This is a genomic window from Rhizobium sp. 01T417 (assembly GCF_056398905.1).
On record NZ_JBFTQH010000011.1, the window covers coordinates 60,653 to 81,684 of the forward strand.

Sequence of the window (21,032 nt, forward strand, 5' to 3'; positions counted from 1 at the left end):
TGCCGCGGAGGGCTTTAGTTGGCCGGGAGAGATAGGTCAGCGATGCGCGCTCGCAACGCCCGGCACGCGGATGCGAGATCGCTCTCGCGCAAAAGCGCGCCGCCGATCAGATAAATCACATGGTTCCCGTAAACCTGCTGCATGTCGGGTATCCGCTCGAACGTCATGCCGCCTCCAGGCGCAGGAAAGATAGGCTTCAGCTCACCAAGATCCTCAGCGCAACCGTGGAGGATGGACAGACACTCTTCGCGCGAGAAGCCGAACCGCCCGCCGAAATTCGGAAACACGACCGCATCGACACCCATGAGCCTTTGCAGCGTTCCGAAGTAGAAGCGGTGCGAAAAACCCGTCGTTGGTGTGATGACATTGGCGCCGGCAAAAGTCGGATGCGAGATGATCGGCAGACAGAAACCGGGGTCGGCGGCAAGCGTACGGGACACGTCAAAGCCGACGAGTGACGGTGCCAGCATAACTGCACCCGCGCCAGCTTCCTTTGCCATGAAGGCCCGCTCGAAGATCTGCGACGCCGGTCCTGTGATGTTGGGCACGTATGCGCATTGAAATCCGGTGCTGGCATTTGCCTCGGCAACGGCTTCGACGCAGGCCTTAAGGCGCTCGGGATAAGGTGAGGTCGGCTGATCAACGAGCCCGTGGTCGTCCTTGATAAGATGCGTGCCACCCAAGGCAAAGCGGTGAGTGAGATCCGCGAGTTCCGACGTCGATAGACCCACCGGTTTGATCGCCGACATGATGAGCGGACCAGAAGTGACCTCTGTTCGGGCGCGCAATCCGGCAGCGCCGAAACGTGGTCCAGGGCAAAGCTTGTGCAAGCCGTCCGACAGCTGCAGAGATTCGACGCGCGTACCGGTTTTGATCGAGGAGTTGCCAAAGACGATGTTCAGAAGCTGCAGGAAATCGCCACCCACATCGTCCTCGCTGTAGGAAATTTCCGCCAGGAAGCCGCCGCGCTCGGCGCCGGCGGATTTCAGGTTTTCCAACCGGCCGAGAATCTCGTCCTCAACGTAGCCACGCGGCACGATCTCTCTTGGGATTTCCACCGTCTGTTCGACTGCGATATCCAAGGCTCGCGCTCGCGCTTCTTTTTCGCCGGTGGCGTCGAGCCAGTAGCTGACGGAAAAACGCGATGCCATCAGAGCGCCTCTGCCTTCTGTACCGAATGAACCGTGTCGAGGCGGGCCGCTTCGAACTCAGGATCGGCTATGTCGAGGGCGCGCCCCAGCAGATTACCGATCGCCTGTGTCAGTGCGCTGGCATCGAGCCCGTACTTCTTCATAAGATAGGGTTTGGAGGCGCCATGCGCGAAGGTGTCTTCCAGTCCCAGTCGGCGAAGGCGGATGCCAAGCCCTTCCTCGGCAAGAATTTCGGCGACCAGCGATCCGAGCCCGCCATTGATTGTGTGGTTCTCGAGCGTGACTATACCTTTCTTGCCGCGTGCCGCCTTCAGCAGGCCGTCGCGATCAAAAGGCTTCAGCGTCGAGGCATGCAGGTGGTGAATGCCGATCCTGCGGTTTTTCAGCGGCCCGGCAGCACGTAGGGCCTCTTCGGTGCACACGCCTGAAGAGACGACGAGGATATCGCCTCCCTCGCTCAGCGTCCGCAGTCGGTTGAACTCGAAAGGGGTCGAAAAAAGCCGCGGGACTTCGCCGCGCAGAACTCGGACGTACACCGGGCCGTCGATGCTGTCTGCCACGTCAAGAACGCTCTCCACTTCGGTGGCATCGCCGGTTTCGAGGACCGTCATGTTCGGGATGGCGCGCATGACCGATATGTCCTCGATCGCCTGATGGGTGATGCCGCCCGGTGTCGTAATTCCGGGCAGGAAACCCATCATTCGAACCTTGCGGTTGGAGTAAGCGATGGAGTTGATCAGTTGGTCGTAAGGGCGGCGATAGAGAAAGACGGAGAAGGTATGGACGAAGGGTCGGAAACCCTGCATTGCAAGGCCGCCGGCAAAAGACAGCATGTTCTGTTCGGCCATGCCGAGCGACAGAAACTGATCGGGATAGCGGTCGCGAAAGCCGTCGACTTCGCAGGATGATGTCAGATCGGCGGACAGGCAAAGCACTTCCGGGCGAGAGGAAGCGAAGTCCTCGAAGGCTCTGGCATAGGGGCGGTTGACAATTTCGACCATGATCAGGCCCTCGCGATTTCAGCGGGATCGACGCGAAGCTCGGCTCCGATTGCCGTCTGCATTTCCTCGCGCTCTTCTGCCGATTTGAAACGGACGTAGTGAAGGCGAGGGAAGCGCTTCTTCAGGAACGGCATGCCCTCGTAGGGCGATGTATTGGCAAGGATGACCAGAGGCCTGCGTGCTTCTGAGCTATTGGCTGCAGCCCGAAATGCCTGCAGATCATGTCCGTCAATCGATCGACAGGTAGCGCCGAAGGAAGCGATGCGCGCCGGCAGGTCGCCGAGATCAAGTACCGAGGACATCGCCCCATCGCATTGCTGCCGATTGACATCGACGACGACGCGGATGTTGTCGATGCCATGATAGCTCATTGCCGCCAGGCATTCCCACGTCTGCCCCTCCTGGAATTCACCATCCGACATGTAGACCCAGACCTTGCCTGGTTCGCCGCGGCGTTTGCGCGCCCAGGCTATGCCCGATGCCATCGATAGCCCTTGCGCAAGCGATCCGGTTGTCACTTCCATGCCCGGGCTGTGCTCGGCGCCGATCATTTCGACTGACCCTCCGTCCCGATTGAAATGATCAAGCGCGTTCTCGTCCATCCGGCCGACCTGAATCAACGCCGAATATATGACCAGCGCATAGTGGGCGGGCGAGACGATGAAGCGGTCGTATTCCGGAGCAAAGGCGCCATGATAGCCGGCGCCGGTAAATGCGTCGGGATTTTTGGACGACGGCACGCCCGCGAAGGGCAGAGGGGTCTTCGGCAGCGTCGGTTCGCCAAGGACGAGCGCTTCGTTATAAAGGAACGCCAGGCTCTCGGCCGCGGAACAGGCCTGGCTGAGGTAGCCACCGTTGTTGCGCATCGTGTGCACGAAGACACGCCTGCGAATGCCGGCGGCGACATCCTCCGTCCTCTGCCTGTTCGCGATGGTCATGAGTTATCTCCGTTCGGGAAAAAGCGCCTTCAAGCCGGCGGGCGATGCCTCTGCAATGCCGCGTTCGGTGATAAGGCCAGTGATCAGACGCGCCGGAGTAACGTCGAAAGCAGGATTGGCTGCGGGGCTTCCTTCCGGCGAAACCCGTACGCTCGCAATTTCGCCGCCCGCACCACGTCCTTGCACGAAGGTGACCTCGTCGCCGCTACGTTCCTCGATCGGGATTTCGCGTACACCGTCATGCACCGTCCAGTCGATCGTCGGTGAGGGGAGGGCAACATAGAATGGTACGTTGTTGTCCTTTGCGGCGAGCGCCTTCAGATAGGTGCCGATCTTGTTGCAGACGTCGCCGCTGGCCGTGGTCCTGTCGGTGCCGACGATCACCATGTCGACCTCGCCATGCTGCATCAGATGGCCGCCGGCATTGTCGACGATGAGTGTATGGGGAATGCCATGGCCATTCAGTTCCCAGGCCGTTAGCTGGGCGCCCTGGTTGCGGGGGCGTGTCTCATCGACATAGACATGGACAGGAATCCCCTCTTCAGCCGCGAGATAGATCGGAGCCGTCGCTGTGCCGTAGTCAACCGTCGCAAGCCAACCGGCATTACAGTGAGTGAGAATATTCACGGGCTCGCCGGGCTTCTTGCGAGCGGCGATCTCGCGAATGACCGTGAGGCCGTTCATGCCGATGCTGCGGTTGAGGTTGACATCCTCTTCTGCGATCGTGGCAGCACGCTTGTAGGCGGCTTCAGCGCGCTGACTCTCAGGGAGCTCGAGCAGGAAACTGCGCATTGTATCCAGCGCCCAGCGCAAGTTGATTGCCGTCGGTCGCGTTTCATGGAGTGTATTCCACACTTCGTCGAGGGAGGTGTTCCTGCTGTCGGCGGCCATGGCAAGCGCGACCCCGTAGGCTGCTGTCACGCCGATCAGTGGTGCTCCGCGCACCCACATGTCCCTGATGGCGACTGCGACGTCATCAACGCTCTTCAGCGTAACCACGCGAAACTCGTGCGGCAGCCACCGCTGGTCGATAATGTCGACCGATGCGCCGTCGTCATTCAGCCAGATGGTGTGGTAGTGACGCGCTCCAACTTTCAAATGACTGTCTCCTTCTCGAGTCGTTTGGCGAGCGAGTTGATCTCCGCGAGGCTGTGAATATGCCGGCGATTGACGGCGAGATGGCGGCCGAGTTTCAATGCCTTGCACTCGCAGCGTGCGCGCAGATCCAAATCCGCGATGGTTTCGAAATCGGCATTGTGGGCGAGGCCAAGGATGCGACGGTGGATCTCGACGCCGGCAAAGCCGAGCATGTCGGTCCAGATCTCGTGCAAGACGTGATCGAGTGCCTGTTCGGCGCCGAGCAGGTCGCCGCGATCTTCGAAGAGCGAGCGCTGATAGAGGATGCCGTTGCGCTCGCTGCGCCACAGGTCCGAAAACTCCTCGCAGAAGGTTGCCCAGATAGTTTCGATGACGTTGAGCAGATAGTCCCGCATGGCCTCGCGATTGCCGTTTTGTTCGTGGCCCGTCTGAGAGAAATAGCTCATCCAGAAATTGGCGATCATCATGCCGACGTCGAAGGCGATTGGGCCATAGAAGGCGAATTCCGGATCGATGACGCGGGTCTCATCCATCGTCACCATCACGGAGCCGGTATGAAGATCGCCATGCAGCAAGGTCTCGGCCTTGGTGGTGAAAAGGTGCTTCAGCTTTTGTGCCTCGACCTTCAAATCGCGATCCGCCCTCAGTTCAGCGACGATCCCATCGAGCTGTGGTGATGTGTGACGATTGAGCGAGGCCTCGAAATAGGGGTCTGAAAAGACGAGATTCTCCGTGATGTCGCACAGTTCGACATTGTCGGAAAACAGCGCCAGATCCTGCTTTCGCTCGCGGGCGGTCATGGCGAGATCTGAGCCGCGGAAAAGCGTGCGTGCAGCAAATAGGCCGAGATCACGGCCGATCCTGGGCAGTCGCTGGCCCTCGATGAGAGCACGCCTCAGAATGATATGCGGTGACAGGAATTCCATGACGATGATCGCCTGATCGACGTCGAAATGGAAAATCTCCGGGACCATTCCGGGATCGCGGTCCGATTGGCGCATCAGCGCATGATACTCGAAGTAAGAGCGCTTGAGCGGTAGCGGCCAACTCTCGCCGACAAGGCGGACATAGGGCAACGCCTGCTTGACGATCACCTTTCCTCGCTCGCCTTCCACGATGAAGACAAGATTAAGGTTGCCGTCTCCGACTTCTTTGACGCGCCAGCTACCCTGGTTCTCGCCCAATTTTTCAATGAGTGCCGCTAGGCCGCCCAGCCGCTGCGGCAACGTTTCGGGGCACAGGGCCACGAACGGCTTCGTATCCGTCATTTCTTCCTCCCCGGACCGTTTTCGCGGTGCCAACTCCCTCCGCGCGGCTGACTTCCCTCCTCTTTGGGCCGTCAGCGATCGTGCACTCTGATGACATTTGATATGGGTCGATTTGTCAAATGTCAACGAGCTTGACAAATGATGATGCCCCGGCCTAGCATCACCGTGGGAGGACGGAGATGAACGAAGAACCTGTGTTCCGCGTCGAGGGATTGCGGAAATCTTTTGGTCGTATCCAGGTGCTCGGCGGAGTCGATCTGTCGCTTCGCGCCGGTTCTGTAACCGCCCTTATGGGTGCAAACGGTGCTGGCAAGTCTACGCTCGTGCGGATCGTCAGCGGTGTCTACACGCGTGACGCCGGCCATATTTCGCTGGCGGGGCAGATTTTTTCGCCGTCGTCACCGGCTGAAGCCATCCGTGCCGGCGTCGTTACCGTTCATCAGAATATAAACGATGGGGTGGTAGCTGATCTGGATGTCGCAACAAACCTGACGCTTGACCGGCTGAACGGGCGTTCCGCGCGCTGGCTTTTCAATCCGAGGCGCGTGCGGCGCGAAGCCAAGGCAGTGGCCGATCGCATGGGCCTTTCCCTTGATCTCGGCGTTGGCATCTCGGGCCTATCTCTTGCCGACCGGCAGATGGTGGCCATCGCCCGTGCGATGGCCCACGAGCCAAAGGTACTTATCCTCGATGAACCGACGTCTTCGTTGTCAAGCGCCGAGGCCGAGCGACTCTTCCAGCTTGTCGATCGCTTGCGCGCACGGGGTGTCGCCATCCTCTATATTTCGCACCGGATGTCGGATATCCGGCGCCTGGCAGACAGTATCGTCAGCCTGCGTGACGGACGTATTACCGGCACCTTCACGGGACCTGACCTCGACTATGAGGGTGCGGTGAATGCGATGCTCGGCAAAGCGATCAGCCATGACGGCATCGCCGTTCGCGACGGCGGGGCGACAGTCCTCGGTGCCGAAGAGCTCATGCTCTCGCCGAGCGCACGTCCTTTTGATTTCGTGCTGCGTGAGGGAGAAGTCGTTGCCGTCACCGGTCTCGTCGGTGTTGGCAAGACCGCGCTTGCCGAGACGCTTTTCGGCGCCAGACAGCCGTTTGCCGGACGCATGTCGCTTGATGGCAGGCGATATCAGCCGCGCACACCTCAAGAGGCCATTGCCGAAGGAGTTTTCCTCGTCGCCAAGGACCGCGCGGACAATGGCATCGTCCCCGATTTCAATATTTACGAGAATATCAGCCTTCCTTTCCTGAAGCGGCTCGCCCGTGTCGGCGGCGTCTCCAGCCGCGGTTCGGAGCGCGGCGAAGCTAAACGGCAGATTTCCGCTCTCGGCATCGTTTGCCGATCGGAACGAGATGAGATGCACACGCTCTCCGGAGGCAATCAGCAAAAGGTGATGGTGGCCCGGTGGCTAAGCCAACCCTGTCGATTGCTGGTTCTCGATGAACCTTTCCAGGGCGTCGATATTGCCGCGCGCCGCGACATTGCCGAGAAGCTTCGAGCATCGGCGCAAGGAAGAGCCACTGTTGTGTTCCTGACGGAGCTCGATGAGGCCTTCGAAATTGCCGACCGTATTCTGGTGATGTCCGAACAGACGCTGGCCGGCGAGCATCTAAACGCCGGTATCGATGTCAGTAAACTCCTGGCCGAGATCGCGGGCCAGCATGAAATGGTGAATTGATGACTGATCACGACACGCCGATCGCGGCAGCGCAGCCGGCAAAAATCGTTCCACCGCAAGCAATGGGCGCCAATATTCGCGAGCTCGCTATCCGCTATGGCTTTCTGCTGCTGCTTGCGGCGATGCTCGTCTACTTCTCTATAGCTACGAGCGGGTTTGCTTCGCCGCAAAGCGCCGTCTTCATCCTGCAGTCGGTATCGATCACAGGCATTCTGGCGCTTGGTGTCACAGCGACCATGGTCGTCGGTGGCTTCGATCTGTCGATTGGTTCGGTCGCAACGACAGCAATGATGGCGTCGTCATACATCATGGTGATCTTGAACGGTGATGCTTTGACGGCGATCGCCGTCTGCCTGCTGATCGGCATAGTGATCGGGTTGGTCAATGGTTTCCTAGTCGTCTACATGCGCGTTCCCGACTTGCTGGCAACGCTCGGAATGATGTTCCTTCTTGTCGGGCTGCAGCGCATTCCGACCGAGGGTCGGTCGATCGCGACCGGGATGAGCCTGCCCGATGGCAGTACCGCAACTGGCAGCTTCAGCCCGGCTTTTTTGGCACTTGGACGTCACAAGTTTGACTTCCTTCTTCCGAATCTGGTGCCAGTTTCGGTCGTCGTGCTGATCGTGCTCGCCATCCTTATCTGGTTTTTTCTGGAGTACACCCGTTTCGGCCGGATGATGTATGCCGTCGGCTCGAACGAGCGTGCTGCGGAACTCGCTGGTGCGCCTGTCAATGCCTACAAGATGTTTGCCTACGTCATCTCAGGCGTCTTCGCTTCGATCGGTGGCATTCTGCTTGCTGCGCGTCTCGGTCGTGGTGACATTGCCTCCGGCAACAATCTTTTGCTCGACGCGGTCGCCGCCGCCCTGATCGGCTTTGCCGTGCTCGGAGTCGCCAAGCCGAATGCCTTTGGGACTGCAGTAGGGGCCCTTTTCGTCGGTGTCCTGCTGCAGGGCCTCACGATGATGAACGCGCCTTACTATACGCAGGACTTCGTCAAGGGCGCGGTGCTCGTCATCGCGCTGGTCTTTACCTTTGCTCTTTCGGAGAGAGGGAAACGATAGGGCTGGGAGGCCCTTCGCGCATACGCATGAACAACAAAGCGTCTACTGTGGAGGAGACAGGAATGAAGATTACGCGTAGAACACTCGGCAAGCTGACAATAGGCCTCATGGGAGCGACAGCCTTCTCGGGCGTTGCCCTTTCGGCCGACATGCCCAAGCCCTTCGACAACCCTGGCCAAGTCAAGATCGCTCTCGTGCGCTATCTGTCGACAGGCGATTTCTTCCAGTCCTACCTGTCTGGCGTTGAGGCGCAGGCCAAGGCCCTGGGTGTCGATCTGCGCGTGCTGGATAGCCGCCAGGATGCGGCGCTGCAGGCTGATATGGTCGATCAGGCAATTGCATTGAAGGTCGATGGCATTATCATCCAGCATGGCCTTACGGAGTCGATGAAGGAAGCCGCCAAGCGTGCTGTTGACGCTGGCATCAAGGTCGTTGCCTTCGATGTCAACGTCGAGAACCCGAAGATCCCGCAGATCGAGCAATCGGACCGCGATCTGGCGCGCCTCGCGCTTGAGCAGGCGGTCAAGGACAATGGCGACGCCTGGAAGGCTGGCTACGTCTACGTCGCTGGCATTGCGCCGCTCGATCGTCGCGACGAAACCTGGAAAGAGTTCAAGACAAAGTACCCGGGCATCAATGAAGCGGCGATGTTCGGAACAATGGATAATCCGATCGCAAACTCCGTCGCCAACCAGGCACGCTCCGTGCTGTCGGCCAATCCAGACGTCCAGGTGATGTTCGCACCCTACGATGAGTTCGCCAAGGGCGTGAAGATCGCGGTGGACGAAGCTGGTCTTTCAACCAGCGTGAAGATCTATTCGGCCGATATTTCGACGTCTGATATCGCCGCTATGCGCGAGCAGGACAGCGCCTGGGCAGCTACAGCCGCTACCAACCCCGCCGTCGTTGGCCAGGTCTCGGTACGCGCGCTTGCCATGCTGCTTGCCGGCGAAGATCCGGGCCACAATGTGATTGTCCCGCCGACGCTGATCACGCAGAAGGACCTGAAGGACGCAGATATCAAGAATATGGAAGAACTTGGCGCCAAGTTGCCGCAGTTCGCTCATGCTGATGTGGCCGTTCCAGCCTGGATGCCGCTGCCGAACAAGAAGTAGTAAGACATCTGAGGAAATGCGAGGCGGCCTTCGGGCCGTCTTACGTGTTGTTAGGGTCAGCAAAAGCCTCGGCGGGCCATTTGCTCTCCTGTTTGAAGCAGGAGAGCAAATCGCGTCAACGCAGCGCTGCGGCGATATTGCCGCCGTCGACGGTTGTCACATCGGCCGTTGTCCGGTCGGCCAACGCGTGGTGCAGGAATGCCTGCGCCACGTCATCGGCAGTTACTTCCTGGCCGAGAAGGTTGCCGCCCATGTAATCCTGCACCGACAGACCGCGCGCTGCCGCCCGGTTGGCAATCATCTCATCGTTCAGTAGACCGGAACGAATGCGATCGGCGTTGACGGCGTTGGAGCGGATTCCATCGGCTCCATGCTCCAGCGCATACTGCCGCGACAGAAACAGCGTAGCTGCCTTGGGCAATCCGTACGCACCGAATTTGGAGCCTGGATTGACCGCCTGCTTGCTGGCGTTGAAGAGCAGTGCACCGCCAGTCCTCTGTTCTTTCATGATCCGGACCGCATTTTGCGCAACGAGCTGGTGTGAGAAGAAATTGAGTTCGAAGCTCTTGCGCAGGAGGCTGTCATTGAGCGTCGCGATCGCTCCCTCCCAGGCAGCGCCGGCATTAGAGACGACAATATCGACGCCGCCGAAGGTCGAGATGGCCTTATCGAAGGCGCCGCGAACGGAAGCCGCATCGGTCACGTCGCAGGCGACGCCGATGGACTGGTTACCGATCGCCCTGGCGACGTCGCCGGCTTTGGCCGCATCGAGATCGGCGACCACGACGTGGGCACCCTCGCGCGCGAAAAGCCTTGCAGTCGCCGCGCCGATCGCGCCGGCCGCCCCGGTAACGAGGGCCACCTGCCCTGTGAGAGGCTTCGGCTTGGCGCCGGCAAGCTTGGCCTGTTCCAAGGACCAGTATTCGAGATCGAAGAGATCCGGCCGGCTGACCGGCTCGAAGCGACCGATGGATTCCGCGTCGCGCGCGGCTTCGATCCACATTTCACCGACATCTGCCGCGATCCGTGCATCCCTGAGCGTGCGACCGTGGCCGAACAACCCGACGCCGGGAACCAAAGTCAGCCGCGGCATAGGGTCGATCATGGTGCGCTTCACGTCGTCGCGAGCATCGTTCTCGCGAAAGTACGCGGTGTAGGCGGCGACAAACGCGGCGACGCGCTCATCGATCACCGATCGGAACTCCGCGAGCTTGCCTGCCGCTGGAGGCGGCAGCACAAGCGGTCCGGTCTTTATCCGGATGGAGAGGTCCGGTGTTGAAACGCCGCGCGCCGCCATGTCCTCAACTTCTGCCGCATTGACGAAATCAAGGATCGCCGGGGACACACGAAACTCGCTTATCATCCGGTCGAACCGGCCTTCGCCGCGGGCGACAGCGACTGCGCCGCGTAACATTGCAGCGATCTCATTGGCCGCCGCCGTCTGTTGCGGTAGGCGTCCAGACGTGAATGGAGTCTTGCCGCGACGACGGACGTAGTCCTCAGCCAACGTCACATAATGGATCATCCGGTCATAGGCTTGTTTTGCCGTGTCGGCGAAGGTGAAGATGCCGTGCTTGTCGAGGATCAGGCCCTCCACGCTCGGATCGCGATCGAAGACCTCGGCAGCGGCCTTGGCCAGCGCGAAGCCAGGCATGATGTAAGGCACGAAGCCCATCTTCTTGCCAAAAACCTCTGAGCTCATCTCCTTGCTTCTTGCCTGGTCGGCAATGGCAAGAATTGCCGTCGAATGGGTGTGATCGACGAATTTATGCGGCAGGAACGCATGCAGGAGCGCCTCGACGGAGGGGTTGGGGGAGGCGGGATCGATAAGACTGGCCCGCTGTAGCGTGACCATGTCCTCGTCGGACAGTTTCTGCAGCTTGCGCGCTTTCAGCAGCGGTGCGATTTTGACGGCGGGCAATCCCTCGGGTTCGATCGTTCCCATATCCCAACCACTGCCCTTGACGCAAAGGACGTCCCAGTCCTCGCCGATCAGATCGCGGACGGCCGTTTTCACGGATGTATTGCCACCGCCATGCAATACCAACCGCGGTTCGCTGCCAAGCAGTCGCGTCGTATAGGTCCGGAGCGCCAGGTCACGGTTGACGCCCCTCCGACCGTAAGCTTCGACCATTGCTTCGGCATCACTGTCGCGCCAAAGATTTTCCATCATGTCCTCCTCCACTCGCGCAAAGCAGGCGCCAAGGCGCCGCCTTGTCTGACATAAGCTGAAATCACTCCGTTTTGGCGGCCACAGTGGCGCTGCCCAAGCGCTCGAGCAGGCGGCGAGCCATGGAGGCTGTGACGATGAGATGTGACGCAAATCCGCCCTTGATGGCGGCTACAAGCGGCTCGAGCTTTTCATCTTCCTGAACCACCATCATCCGCTTCGGAATGGAACGGATCGAATCGAGGTCGGCCGAAATGCAGCGACGGTTGTGGGCGCAATCCATCAATTGCCCGTCTCGATCGATCACCTGGCCGGCGATCACGCCTGCCGCGCCCGCCTCTCCGAGCACTCGCAACTCGTCAGCCGTCAACGCACCGCACTTTACCAAATGGCTATCGGCCTCAATCCCGCCGACTGAATAAAGCGCAAGTGTGCAGTGAGGGATGGTCGCGAGTTGTTCCTGAATCACGGGCTCTTGACGCAACTCCTGCGCCAGCCTTTCCGAACTGAGAACGAGCGGTGCATAGAAGTTGATACCCTGGGCGTTCAGCCGCCTTGCTATTTCCGTGGTGCATTGATCCGGTCGGTATGAATAAGGCGCTCCAAGATTGCCGCAGAGCTGGACGACGGTTACCCCCTGCAGGTCCGCAAAAGGCATGACGTCGGCGATGTGATAGACGGTCCGGCCCCAGGCAACGCCAATTCTGTCATCCTTGCCGATCAGTTCCAGGAATACCGCCGCGGCGACGACAGGCATTTCCGCCGTTGGGTCGAGGGCATGCCTGTCTTCTGGAACAATCCAGACTGCCTTCAGTCCAGCTGCGTCTTCCAACTGCCGGGCCAACACGTCGTCTGCGAAGAGTTGCGTTGATGTCGCGATGTTGACGATGCCCGTTTCCCTCGCGCGCCGCAGGTAGGTCGCAACAGAGGCGCGGGAGATGTCAAGATGCTTTGCTACCTCATCCTGCCGCATGCCGTGTGTGTAGTAGAGCCAGGCGGCCTTGTGAAGGACCTGGTCGGTAGAGCGTATTGGCATGCGGATCGTTCCAGAATGATTGATTTCGACATTATTCATGCGCGCTGACAAAAGTCAAACAGCATGATTGCTGCTTATTTCTTGCGTTCCAGCCGTGTCAACGTTGCCGTGCAACCTTCGTCAGGCATGGGCAAGCGCCACCTAGCAGCCGCAGATCTGCGCCGCAACCGATCCGCGTTGCCGGCAGGCGGAGCCAACGGCCATCCACCTGCACAAGGGTTGGAATGTTACGCCCGGTTCCGGTGGATTTACCGTTGCGTACTTCAGTCGCGACGAATTGAAGGCAAACTCGATACGGGCGGTGATGGGCTGAGGTCAGCTCCCTTGCCGCCGGATATCGGAGGAAGTCTGAATGACGGCGCGTGACGATATTTTCGAGCTTGGCAAACGGGTCAGCCAATCCATCATTGGTCAGAACACAATGGTCGAGCGGCTGATCATCGGTCTCCTTGCAAACGGGCACCTGCTTGTCGAAGGTCTTCCGGGACTTGCCAAGACGCGAGCGATCAAGAGCCTGGCGAAGAACCTCGATTCAGAGCTGTCACGTGTGCAGTTCACGCCGGATCTGCTTCCCGCCGACATCACGGGTTCGGAGGTGTATTTTTCCGAAGGTGGAAAGGGCGAGTTCAAATTTCAGCAGGGACCGATCTTCGCAAACCTTATCCTCGCCGACGAGATAAACCGCGCGCCAGCCAAGGTCCAATCCGCGCTTTTGGAAGCGATGGAAGAGCGGCAGGTAACCGTCGGCGGCACAAGCTATCCGCTGCCCGACCTTTTCATGGTGATGGCGACGCAGAACCCTATCGAGCAGGAAGGCACCTATCCCTTGCCGGAAGCTCAGCTTGACCGCTTCCTGATGCATGTCGAAGTCGGCTACCCCGACGAGACGTCCGAGGTCGCAATCATGCGCCTCAATCGCGACGAGGAGAATGCAGGGCAGAACAAAGACAAGCACGCCGATGCCCCGAGACTCAATCCCCAGGCGATATTCGACGCGCGGAAGGAAATCGGTGCCACTGCGGTTTCAGAGCCGGTGGAGAAATATATCGTCGCTCTGGTGATAGCCACGAGGTACCCGGATCGCTACGACAAGGATCTCGCCAAGCTGTTGCATGTCGGGGCGAGCCCGCGCGGCGTCATCAGCCTAGATAAGGTTTCACGATCGCATGCCTGGCTCAAGGGGCGCGACTATGTGACGCCTGACGACGTCAAGGCGGTCGTCAACGACGTCCTGCGCCATCGCCTCATTCTGTCCTATGAGGCGCATGCCTCTAATACGAGCGCGGATGAGGTGATCAATCGCATCACTGAATTGGTGGCAGTCTCATGAAGGCCCCGACACCGAGCATCGGGAACGGCATACACGTCACGACCCAGGAACTTGTTGCCCTGGAGGGACGCGCGCGCGACCTGGCTTTCATACAGCGTGCGCGTAGCCATCAGCAGCTTGCGGGGCGCATGCAGTCCTCGGTGCGTGGCCGGGGTTTGATTTTCGAAGAGCTGCGAGAGTACCTCCCCGGTGACGACGTCCGCGCGATCGATTGGCGCGTCACCGCCCGAACGAGGAAGCCCGTCGTCAGGGTCTACGGCGAGGAAAAGGAGCGTCCTGCAATTGTTGTCGTGGACCAGCGCATCAACATGTTCTTTGGCAGTCGCTTCGCGATGAAATCGGTAGCAGCCGCGCAAGCGGCGATGCTCGCGGCCTGGCGCATACTGGGGTCCGGTGACCGCGTCGGCGGCTTCGTGTTTAATGATGAAGACATCAGCGAGATCAAGCCGCACCGCAGCCGGAATGCCGTGATTGCGCTGGCGGACAGGATCGCCGAAAAGAACGGGATGTTGAAGTCCACCTATGCGGGGGTGCCATCACCCGAGGCATTGGACAACGTTCTCCGGCAGGTCGCGGGCGTCGCACATCACGATTTTCTCTTGGTTGTGGTCAGCGACTACGATGGCCATGGGGACACAACGCGGCAGCTCCTTCTCGAGCTTTCCAGCCGCAACGATGTCATCTGCCTGTTGATCTACGATCCGTTCATGCTCGAATTGCCGACAACCGGAGATATCGTGGTGAGCGGCGGTGCGCTGCAGGCGGAGCTCTCGTTCAGGCAAGCAGCCGTGCGCCAATCCATCGACACCTTTGCCCGTGATCGCGGTCGCGAATTGCGGGAATGGCAACGGCAACTCGGCCTTCCGATGCTTCCGATTTCCACCGCAGAAGAGGTTGCTCCACAGTTGAGAAGCCTGCTTGAACAATCCGCCTGGCGTCAGCGGAGGCGATGATGGACTCCGAACCCAAACTCGACCCCATCACCGAAATGGCGCTTCGTTCGCTGAAGGACATCGCAGCTCCCGCGCCGGTTTCCTGGATGCCTCAAACCTGGGGCTGGCTGATTGTCGCGCTGCTCCTGCTCTCTGCGATCTTGCTGTGGTGCGCGCTCGCCTATCGTCGGTGGCGGAAAAACGCCTACCGCCGAGAAGCCTTGAAGCACCTTCAGGCAATAGAGGTCGCGGTTCGTGACGCCGATAAACGCGCGCGGGCACTCCGCGACCTTGGTGAATTGCTCAAGCGTACAGCTCTGGCGGCTTGGCCGCGGAAGGATGTTGCCGCGACCTCCGGGCTGGCTTGGGCAGCATTTCTTGTCGAGCATGGCGATATGACGAACTCCGAGGGATTTCATCGGTTCTTTGACGATCTCGAGTACCAGGCAGGTACGCCGGTTTCCACAGAGGTTGCAGACGGACTTGTTCGCGACGCTCGACGTTGGATCGAGGGGCATCATGTACCAGCTTGATTTCCCCTGGCTGCTCCTGATCTTGCCGACTCCCCTGATCGTGTGGTGGTTGTTGCCCCCGCATCGTGAAACGTCCGCTTCGATCCGCCTCCCGTTTTTCAACGAGGTCGCGCGCGCTGCCGGCGTGGAGCCCACCGAGGGCTCCGTCGTGCCGAAGAGGTCCTGGATGCAGGTCGCGGTCGATCTGATCGCCTGGTGCCTCATCGTTCTCGCTCTGGCTCGGCCGCAATATGTCGAACCACCGGTCGTGAAGACCGAACCGCAGCGAGACATCCTGCTCGCGCTCGATCTCTCGCAATCGATGGATACGCGCGATTTCGCCGCGCCCGACGGTACGTCAAAGGCGCGCGTTGAGGCAGTTCGAACCGTTGTTTCCGATTTCGTATCCAGACGACCCGGGGATCGCCTGGGGTTGATCGCCTTCGGAGACGCGCCGTATCCCCTTGCTCCCTTCACGATGGACCACGCCCTTGTCAAAAACCTCGTGGAAAGCCTTTTGCCCGGCATGGCCGGTCCGCGCACGGCAATGGGGGATTCGCTTGGGCTTGCCATCCGAATGTTTGAGAAGACAACGGTGCCGCAAAAGGTCCTGATACTACTGACCGACGGGAACGATACAGCCAGCAAGATGCCGCCTCTGAAAGCTGCAGGCATCGCCAAAAGCAAGCAGATTGTCATCCACACGGTCGGTATTGGCGACCCTGCGGCGACGGGGGAGGACAAACTCGACACCGCGTCGCTCGAGAAGATCGCCACTGATACTGGAGGCCGCTACTTCTTTGGGGGTGATCAAAGCCAGCTTCAGGAGATTTACGACGAGCTTGATCGCATCACGCCTGAGGACCAAAAGCAGCTTTCCTGGCGTCCCCGAACCGAGCTGTTCTTCTGGCCGCTGGGCGGAGCGATCGTCACGATGCTCGCCTGGTATGGTCTAACCGGATTGTATAGCCTTGTTCGCAGGAGATTGCCGGCATGATCTCCGATTTTCATTTCCTTCGCCCTCTGTGGCTGCTCGCTCTTCTGGCGGCGCCGGCAATCGTCTGGATGGCATCCCGTTCAGGCGATATTCGCAATCGCTGGAAGGGCATGATCGCGCCGCACCTCCTCGACAGCCTCGTGATCGAGCCCGACGGGCGACGTCGGTATATGCCAGCCTGGATGTTGGCCGGCGTGATTTCGATAGCGGTGCTCGGTGCTGCCGGACCGACCTGGAAACGCGAAGCCCCTCCCTTTGTCGCCGACACGGCTTCCCTGGTCATTGCCATTGATCTTTCGCCGACGATGGACGCCATCGACGTCTCCCCCAGCAGGCTTGAACGGGTCAAGCTGAAGATCCACGACATTCTGGCTGGCCGGAATGGCGCACGAACTGCTGTCGTCGCCTACGCGGGTACGGCGCATCTGGTGGTCCCTCTGACCGATGACACCGATCTCATCGAGACCTATACCGATGCGCTCGCCACAGACATTATGCCAAAGCCCGGTAGGAATACCCCTGCGGCCCTGAAACTCGCCGATGGGCTGCTTCAGCGGGATGGAGCTCCCGGAACGATCCTCCTTATAACCGATGGCGTCGAGGCGGGATCGACAGTCGCGTCCGACGGGCTGCATAGCGCAATTGTCGTTCTCGGTGTCGGCACCCCGGAGGGTGGCGTCGTCAAGCGCTCCGACGGTAGCTTCGTCAATGACGCAGGTGGCGCTCGGATCAATGCCGAGCTGGATGTGGAAGCTCTGAAGAAGTTCGCGAATGACGCTGGAGCGGATGTCGCGACGATGACGGACGATGACACCGACATCAGGTGGGTCGGGCAGCGCGTAAGGACGAATTTCGCTCAACAAACGACATCACAGGGAGATCGCTGGCACGACGTCGGATGGTGGTTCATCGCACCGGCGGCGGCGCTATCAGCGCTTTCGTTTCGGCGAGGCTGGTTGGTCAAGTTTGCAGTGATCGGGCTCTGCTTTCAACTACTCCAACCTTCGTCCGCGGGAGCAGCCGGGTTCATGGACCTTTGGTTGACGCCGGATCAGCAGGGCCGTCTCGCCTATGAGCGAGGAGACTATGCATCGGCCTCCGCGCACTTCCGCGATCCCATGTGGAAGGGGACGGCGCTCTATCGTGCCGGTCACTATCAGGAGGCCATCGATGCGTTTGCGTCGATCGACAGCGCGGACAGCTGGTACAATCAGGGAAACGCGTTCTTCCATCTGGGCGATCTGGAAGAGGCGGTTTCGGCCTTCCAAAAGGCCTTGGAAAAGCGGAATCACTGGTCCGACGCGCAAGGAAACCTGGCACTCGCGCAGCAACTTCTGAAAATACAGAAAGACAAGGAGCAAGAGCAGCAGCAGGATCCGAACGAAAAGCCCGACAGCGTTCAATTCGATAAGAAAGCCGACAAGGGCAAGGCAGGCGAGGTCCAGGTCGTAGAACAGACGTCCGAGATGTGGATGAAGAACATTCAGGTGAGCCCCGCCGATCTCATGGCGCGAAAATTTGCCATCGAGGCGGGTGAGACCAAGCCATGATGAAGTTTCTGCCGGGTGTCTTCCTTTTGCTTTTACCGGCCCTAGCCTGGGGAGCGGAACCCTTCGCGCGTGCCACGGTGGAAGACAACGGCAACATAGTGCCCGGGCAGCAGGTGCGAGTTGATGTCGATGTGTTCGCGCCTGATTTCTTTACCTCGCCTCCGCAGTTTCCTCTTTTTGATGTTCCAGACGCTCTTGTCACTCTTCCAGAAGAGCGGACGCAGAACATCAGTGAAACCATCGACGGCGTTCAATATTCCGGAATTCGGAAATCCTATGCCGTCGTGCCGCAGGCGCCGGGAAAGTTTGTTCTGCCTGAAATCGACATCGGGCTGGGCTATTCGGTCGATGGAAAGCCGACAAGGGCAACGGTGAAAATGCCTTCGGTTTCGTTCAACGCCGGGGAGGCATCCGCGGCCGCTGGGCAAAGGGTTGTCTTCGCAGCCAGCGATCTCACGATCGAACAGGTTTTCGACCCGAGCGCCCCGTCGCTCAAGGTCGGCGATGCTCTCGTCAGAACAATCACGGTGACGGTGGAAAACACGCAAGCCATGATGATACCCCCGGTTGGGGTCGGGGCCGTTTCGGGGCTGCATCAATACGAGAAGCAACCGAAGATCGAAGAAGGCATCCCCGTCGGGCGCGAGACGGCAAGCCGCCGAACCGAAACATATGTGTATACCGCGGACAGGGAAGGGTCGTTTACAATCCCTGCGGTTTCCTATGGTTGGTTCGATGTCGCGCGTCATGAGCAGACATCCGCTTCGCTGCCGTCGGTAACGGTTGCCGTCTCTCCCGCCGTCGCCATTACCCCGATCAAGCCTGTACTGGATGACGTACGACGCCAGGCGCCCCACGTCATCAGACAGAAAGTCACCCTGGCTATCTTGGGGCTGTTGGCGGCGATGGGAGTGTTGTGGGCTGGCTTACGCTTTTGGCCGGTGATCAACAGTCTGCTGCAGAACGCACGCCTGAAACACCAGGCATCGCACGGCTACCGCTTGAAGTGGCTCCGCCAACTCATCCGCTCGGGGAGCGAACAAGAGATCTATAATGGTCTCCAAACCTGGAGCCGAAGTCTGGGGAATGGGACGCTGGAGGAATGGGTTCGTTTCGGCCCCACCGACCTACAGCGCCAGGTCGACATTCTTTCTCAAAAGCTGTTCCGATCCGGGCGTGCTGAAATCGACAGGGAGCGATTGGCCGCAGTCGTTGACTACCGCCGACCAGCGCGCCTGGACGCGTCCCCCGTGCTTCCGCCGCTCAATCCCTGATCGGAAGCCATAGATGTTCGCCTTTGGTGGAGACCGTCCACTGGCGACGATATCGGGGAATGCGAGCCCCTGGTGACCTGCTGGCCGCGGTGGTGGGCATGCGCCAACACCTAAGAGGAAGCCGTTTCAAGCTCGTAGAGCTGGTCCATGCTCAATGTCGCGATCTTGGCAAAGGAGGTCTGGTTCTTGACGCGGCCATCTTGAAGTATGACGACTTCGTCGCAGAACGAGATGGTGCTGCGATGATGGCTGATGACGATTGTCGTGCGCCGACCGGCTCTTGATTTCAAGGTTTCGACAATCGCTGCCTCCGACAGTCCGTCCATGGCATTCGTGGCCTCGTCCAGAATGAGGATTTCCGGATCGCGCACCAGGGCTCTTGCCAGCGCGATGCGCTGTCGCTGTCCCGCCGAAACGGTAGCTCCCCGGTAGCCGACGACGGTCTCATATCCATCTGGCAGCTTCTCGATGAATTCGTGCGCTTCAGCAAGTCTGGCTGCGTTCTTGACCTCTTCAAGCGAAGCGCTGTGGCCATAGGTGATATTTTCGAGAATGGTGCCGTCAATCAGCTCGAGATCCTGGCTGGCGAGCGAAATTTGTCTGCGCCACTGCATCGGATCGATTTGATTGAGTGGGGTGCCGTCGACCAGAATGTTTCCTCCGTCAGGCTCGACAAATCGACATAGGAGATTGACGATCGTCGTTTTTCCGGCGCCGGACCGTCCAATTATGGCGGTTGAACGACCTTTGGGAAGATCGAAGGTCGCAGCGCGCAGCACGACGGGTCGCGAGCCGGAGCCCGAATACTTGAACGTCACGCCATCGAATTTGATCTGCTGACGGATGGCCTGAACCGGAGCATCGCCTGCCGGTGGGTTCGGCTTGTCGGACGGATCCAGTAACCATCTGACCTCTTCCAGGGACCCGCTCCAGCCTTGCACGGCGCTCCATGCCATTTGCAGCGCACGGACATGCGGCTGCAGCCTATAAAGCAAGACAACGAAGGCCACGATAACAGGAAAGCTTATACCCCAAAGCCAGGCGCTGACGACGACAGTCAAAAAGAGAGCCGAATGCAGCACCTCCGTCAGTGGCGGCAATGCCGCCTGGCGGGATTGGAGATCGAAGCCAGCCTCTCTGACCGCATCCGAAGAGGTATCGAAGACTGCTTTCTCGCGCTGTTCCTGTCCGAAGGCGCGGATAAGCCGCCCGGCGTGAACGAGATGAAGCATCTTGGCGGCAAGTTCACCGTTGAACGACGTGACTTTGCGGCTCGGGGCTCTGAGGCTGGCTGAGAGAAGCGCGTGCAGGGCCTGGATCACCACCAGCCCAAGTGCAACGCCAAGCGTCATCTGCCATGAAAGAAGCAGGAGAAAGGCGAGCAGAATGACCACAGCCGATGCGTTTACGATCGCTGCAAGTGTGGTCTGGATTGCGTCCGAAGCACGCCAGGACTCGTTTGATATGATGTTGAGCAGTCGCCCCGGACTTTGCTGGAGGAAGAATGAGTATCCAACCGTCAAAAGCTGGCGGGCAAGAGAGCTTCGCATGGCATGGCCGGCCCTGCCGTAGATCAAATTGGTGAGCACGGCGTTGGCGAAGGCGAGCACATTCTTCAGGGTGATCAATCCGAGGATTGCGGCGGCAATCACAATCAGCCTTGCCCGGTCATCCAACCCGGCACCGACTTGCTGAAAGACCGCTGAGAGCCCCGCCATTCCCGAGGGTTCCGCCCCGCCGGCGATAATGCTGAGCATTGGGATGATGAGACCGATGCCCGTACCTTCGAGAACGGCGGTGCTTAGTCCCAATATGACGACGACCACCAGCAGACCAACCTGCCGGTCGAGTGCCTGACGCAATAGCCGAAAGCTCAACTTGGCGAACTCTAGCATGGCTGTGACC

General features: G+C 59.6%; 17 protein-coding genes. 9 read left to right on the forward strand and 8 right to left on the reverse strand.

Features of this window, described 5'->3' with window-relative positions:
* Positions 1-14: 14 nt before the first annotated feature.
* The 5 genes from AC1DPR_RS13610 to mtnK are packed head-to-tail and all read right to left on the reverse strand — an operon-like array spanning position 15 to position 5,456.
* Entirely contained in the window at positions 15-1,151 is a 1,137-nt protein-coding gene (locus tag AC1DPR_RS13610) for a RuBisCO large subunit C-terminal-like domain-containing protein (RefSeq protein ID WP_477816495.1), read from the reverse strand.
* Complete coding sequence (locus AC1DPR_RS13615; RefSeq protein WP_477816496.1) at positions 1,151-2,152, reverse strand: transketolase family protein; 1,002 nt, start codon at positions 2,150-2,152, stop codon at positions 1,151-1,153. The genes AC1DPR_RS13610 and AC1DPR_RS13615 overlap by 1 nt, the downstream gene beginning before the upstream one ends.
* 2 nt (positions 2,153-2,154) lie before the next feature.
* On the reverse strand, positions 2,155-3,090 hold the full coding sequence (locus AC1DPR_RS13620) for a transketolase (RefSeq protein WP_477816497.1): 936 nt from the start codon (positions 3,088-3,090) through the stop codon (positions 2,155-2,157).
* Positions 3,091-3,093: 3 nt separating this feature from the next.
* Positions 3,094-4,188: an S-methyl-5-thioribose-1-phosphate isomerase gene (gene mtnA, locus AC1DPR_RS13625; RefSeq protein WP_477816498.1), complete on the reverse strand. Its 1,095-nt coding sequence runs from the start codon at positions 4,186-4,188 to the stop codon at positions 3,094-3,096.
* Positions 4,185-5,456 carry an S-methyl-5-thioribose kinase gene (gene mtnK / locus AC1DPR_RS13630; RefSeq protein WP_477816499.1) on the reverse strand — a complete coding sequence of 424 codons (1,272 nt, stop codon included), beginning with the start codon at positions 5,454-5,456 and terminating at the stop codon, positions 4,185-4,187. The genes mtnA and mtnK overlap by 4 nt, the downstream gene beginning before the upstream one ends.
* Positions 5,457-5,635: 179 nt before the next feature.
* Here mtnK and AC1DPR_RS13635 point away from each other — a divergent pair, with 179 nt between their 5' ends.
* The 3 genes from AC1DPR_RS13635 to AC1DPR_RS13645 all read left to right on the forward strand — a co-directional run bounded on the left by AC1DPR_RS13635 (position 5,636) and on the right by AC1DPR_RS13645 (position 9,326).
* On the forward strand, positions 5,636-7,147 hold the full coding sequence (locus AC1DPR_RS13635; protein WP_477816500.1) for a sugar ABC transporter ATP-binding protein: 1,512 nt from the start codon (positions 5,636-5,638) through the stop codon (positions 7,145-7,147).
* A 62-nt stretch (positions 7,148-7,209) separates the two neighbouring features.
* Positions 7,210-8,211: an ABC transporter permease subunit gene (locus AC1DPR_RS13640; protein ID WP_112667051.1), complete on the forward strand. Its 1,002-nt coding sequence runs from the start codon at positions 7,210-7,212 to the stop codon at positions 8,209-8,211.
* Between the two features lie 62 nt (positions 8,212-8,273).
* Entirely contained in the window at positions 8,274-9,326 is a 1,053-nt protein-coding gene (locus AC1DPR_RS13645; RefSeq protein ID WP_112667036.1) for a substrate-binding domain-containing protein, read from the forward strand.
* Between the two features lie 115 nt (positions 9,327-9,441).
* Here the strand turns inward: AC1DPR_RS13645 and AC1DPR_RS13650 are convergent, their stop codons facing one another.
* Both AC1DPR_RS13650 and AC1DPR_RS13655 read right to left on the reverse strand, forming a co-directional pair.
* A complete protein-coding gene (locus AC1DPR_RS13650) occupies positions 9,442-11,496 on the reverse strand; it encodes a bifunctional aldolase/short-chain dehydrogenase (RefSeq protein ID WP_477816501.1) in 2,055 nt (684 codons plus the stop codon).
* Positions 11,497-11,560: 64 nt separating this feature from the next.
* Positions 11,561-12,532 (reverse strand): sugar-binding transcriptional regulator, encoded by a 972-nt coding sequence (locus AC1DPR_RS13655; protein ID WP_477816502.1) that lies wholly within the window; start codon positions 12,530-12,532, stop codon positions 11,561-11,563.
* 352 nt (positions 12,533-12,884) lie between these two features.
* On the opposite strand from AC1DPR_RS13655, the gene AC1DPR_RS13660 reads away from it, so the two are divergent.
* The 6 genes from AC1DPR_RS13660 to AC1DPR_RS13685 are packed head-to-tail and all read left to right on the forward strand — an operon-like array spanning position 12,885 to position 19,127.
* A complete protein-coding gene (locus AC1DPR_RS13660) occupies positions 12,885-13,862 on the forward strand; it encodes an AAA family ATPase (protein WP_018858015.1) in 978 nt (325 codons plus the stop codon).
* On the forward strand, positions 13,859-14,815 hold the full coding sequence (locus tag AC1DPR_RS13665; RefSeq protein WP_062369182.1) for a DUF58 domain-containing protein: 957 nt from the start codon (positions 13,859-13,861) through the stop codon (positions 14,813-14,815). Before AC1DPR_RS13660 ends, AC1DPR_RS13665 begins: the two co-directional genes overlap by 4 nt.
* Positions 14,815-15,327: a DUF4381 domain-containing protein gene (locus AC1DPR_RS13670; RefSeq protein ID WP_477816503.1), complete on the forward strand. Its 513-nt coding sequence runs from the start codon at positions 14,815-14,817 to the stop codon at positions 15,325-15,327. Before AC1DPR_RS13665 ends, AC1DPR_RS13670 begins: the two co-directional genes overlap by 1 nt.
* Entirely contained in the window at positions 15,314-16,303 is a 990-nt protein-coding gene (locus AC1DPR_RS13675) for a vWA domain-containing protein (protein ID WP_477816504.1), read from the forward strand. Before AC1DPR_RS13670 ends, AC1DPR_RS13675 begins: the two co-directional genes overlap by 14 nt.
* Positions 16,300-17,853, forward strand: coding sequence for a vWA domain-containing protein (locus AC1DPR_RS13680; protein WP_477816505.1), 1,554 nt, complete (start codon positions 16,300-16,302; stop codon positions 17,851-17,853). The genes AC1DPR_RS13675 and AC1DPR_RS13680 overlap by 4 nt, the downstream gene beginning before the upstream one ends.
* Complete coding sequence (locus tag AC1DPR_RS13685) at positions 17,850-19,127, forward strand: BatD family protein (protein ID WP_477816506.1); 1,278 nt, start codon at positions 17,850-17,852, stop codon at positions 19,125-19,127. Before AC1DPR_RS13680 ends, AC1DPR_RS13685 begins: the two co-directional genes overlap by 4 nt.
* A 110-nt stretch (positions 19,128-19,237) precedes the next feature.
* Here the strand turns inward: AC1DPR_RS13685 and AC1DPR_RS13690 are convergent, their stop codons facing one another.
* Complete coding sequence (locus AC1DPR_RS13690) at positions 19,238-21,022, reverse strand: ABC transporter ATP-binding protein (RefSeq protein ID WP_477816507.1); 1,785 nt, start codon at positions 21,020-21,022, stop codon at positions 19,238-19,240.
* Between the last annotated feature and the right edge of the window lie 10 nt (positions 21,023-21,032).

Bases quoted from the DNA above. Each gene is read 5' to 3' on its own strand.
- AC1DPR_RS13620 (WP_477816497.1), bottom strand. From the start codon at position 3,090: ATGACCATCGCGAACAGGCAGAGGACGGAGGATGTCGCCGCCGGCATT.
- AC1DPR_RS13670 (WP_477816503.1), top strand. From the start codon at position 14,815: ATGGACTCCGAACCCAAACTCGACCCCATCACCGAAATGGCGCTTCGT.
- AC1DPR_RS13610 (WP_477816495.1), bottom strand. From the start codon at position 1,151: ATGGCATCGCGTTTTTCCGTCAGCTACTGGCTCGACGCCACCGGCGAA.
- AC1DPR_RS13645 (WP_112667036.1), top strand. From the start codon at position 8,274: ATGAAGATTACGCGTAGAACACTCGGCAAGCTGACAATAGGCCTCATG.
- AC1DPR_RS13690 (WP_477816507.1), bottom strand. From the start codon at position 21,022: ATGCTAGAGTTCGCCAAGTTGAGCTTTCGGCTATTGCGTCAGGCACTC.
- AC1DPR_RS13680 (WP_477816505.1), top strand. From the start codon at position 16,300: ATGATCTCCGATTTTCATTTCCTTCGCCCTCTGTGGCTGCTCGCTCTT.
- AC1DPR_RS13685 (WP_477816506.1), top strand. From the start codon at position 17,850: ATGATGAAGTTTCTGCCGGGTGTCTTCCTTTTGCTTTTACCGGCCCTA.
- mtnK (WP_477816499.1), bottom strand. From the start codon at position 5,456: ATGACGGATACGAAGCCGTTCGTGGCCCTGTGCCCCGAAACGTTGCCG.
- AC1DPR_RS13650 (WP_477816501.1), bottom strand. From the start codon at position 11,496: ATGGAAAATCTTTGGCGCGACAGTGATGCCGAAGCAATGGTCGAAGCT.
- AC1DPR_RS13635 (WP_477816500.1), top strand. From the start codon at position 5,636: ATGAACGAAGAACCTGTGTTCCGCGTCGAGGGATTGCGGAAATCTTTT.
- AC1DPR_RS13675 (WP_477816504.1), top strand. From the start codon at position 15,314: ATGTACCAGCTTGATTTCCCCTGGCTGCTCCTGATCTTGCCGACTCCC.
- AC1DPR_RS13660 (WP_018858015.1), top strand. From the start codon at position 12,885: ATGACGGCGCGTGACGATATTTTCGAGCTTGGCAAACGGGTCAGCCAA.
- AC1DPR_RS13665 (WP_062369182.1), top strand. From the start codon at position 13,859: ATGAAGGCCCCGACACCGAGCATCGGGAACGGCATACACGTCACGACC.
- AC1DPR_RS13615 (WP_477816496.1), bottom strand. From the start codon at position 2,152: ATGGTCGAAATTGTCAACCGCCCCTATGCCAGAGCCTTCGAGGACTTC.
- AC1DPR_RS13655 (WP_477816502.1), bottom strand. From the start codon at position 12,532: ATGCCAATACGCTCTACCGACCAGGTCCTTCACAAGGCCGCCTGGCTC.
- AC1DPR_RS13640 (WP_112667051.1), top strand. From the start codon at position 7,210: ATGGGCGCCAATATTCGCGAGCTCGCTATCCGCTATGGCTTTCTGCTG.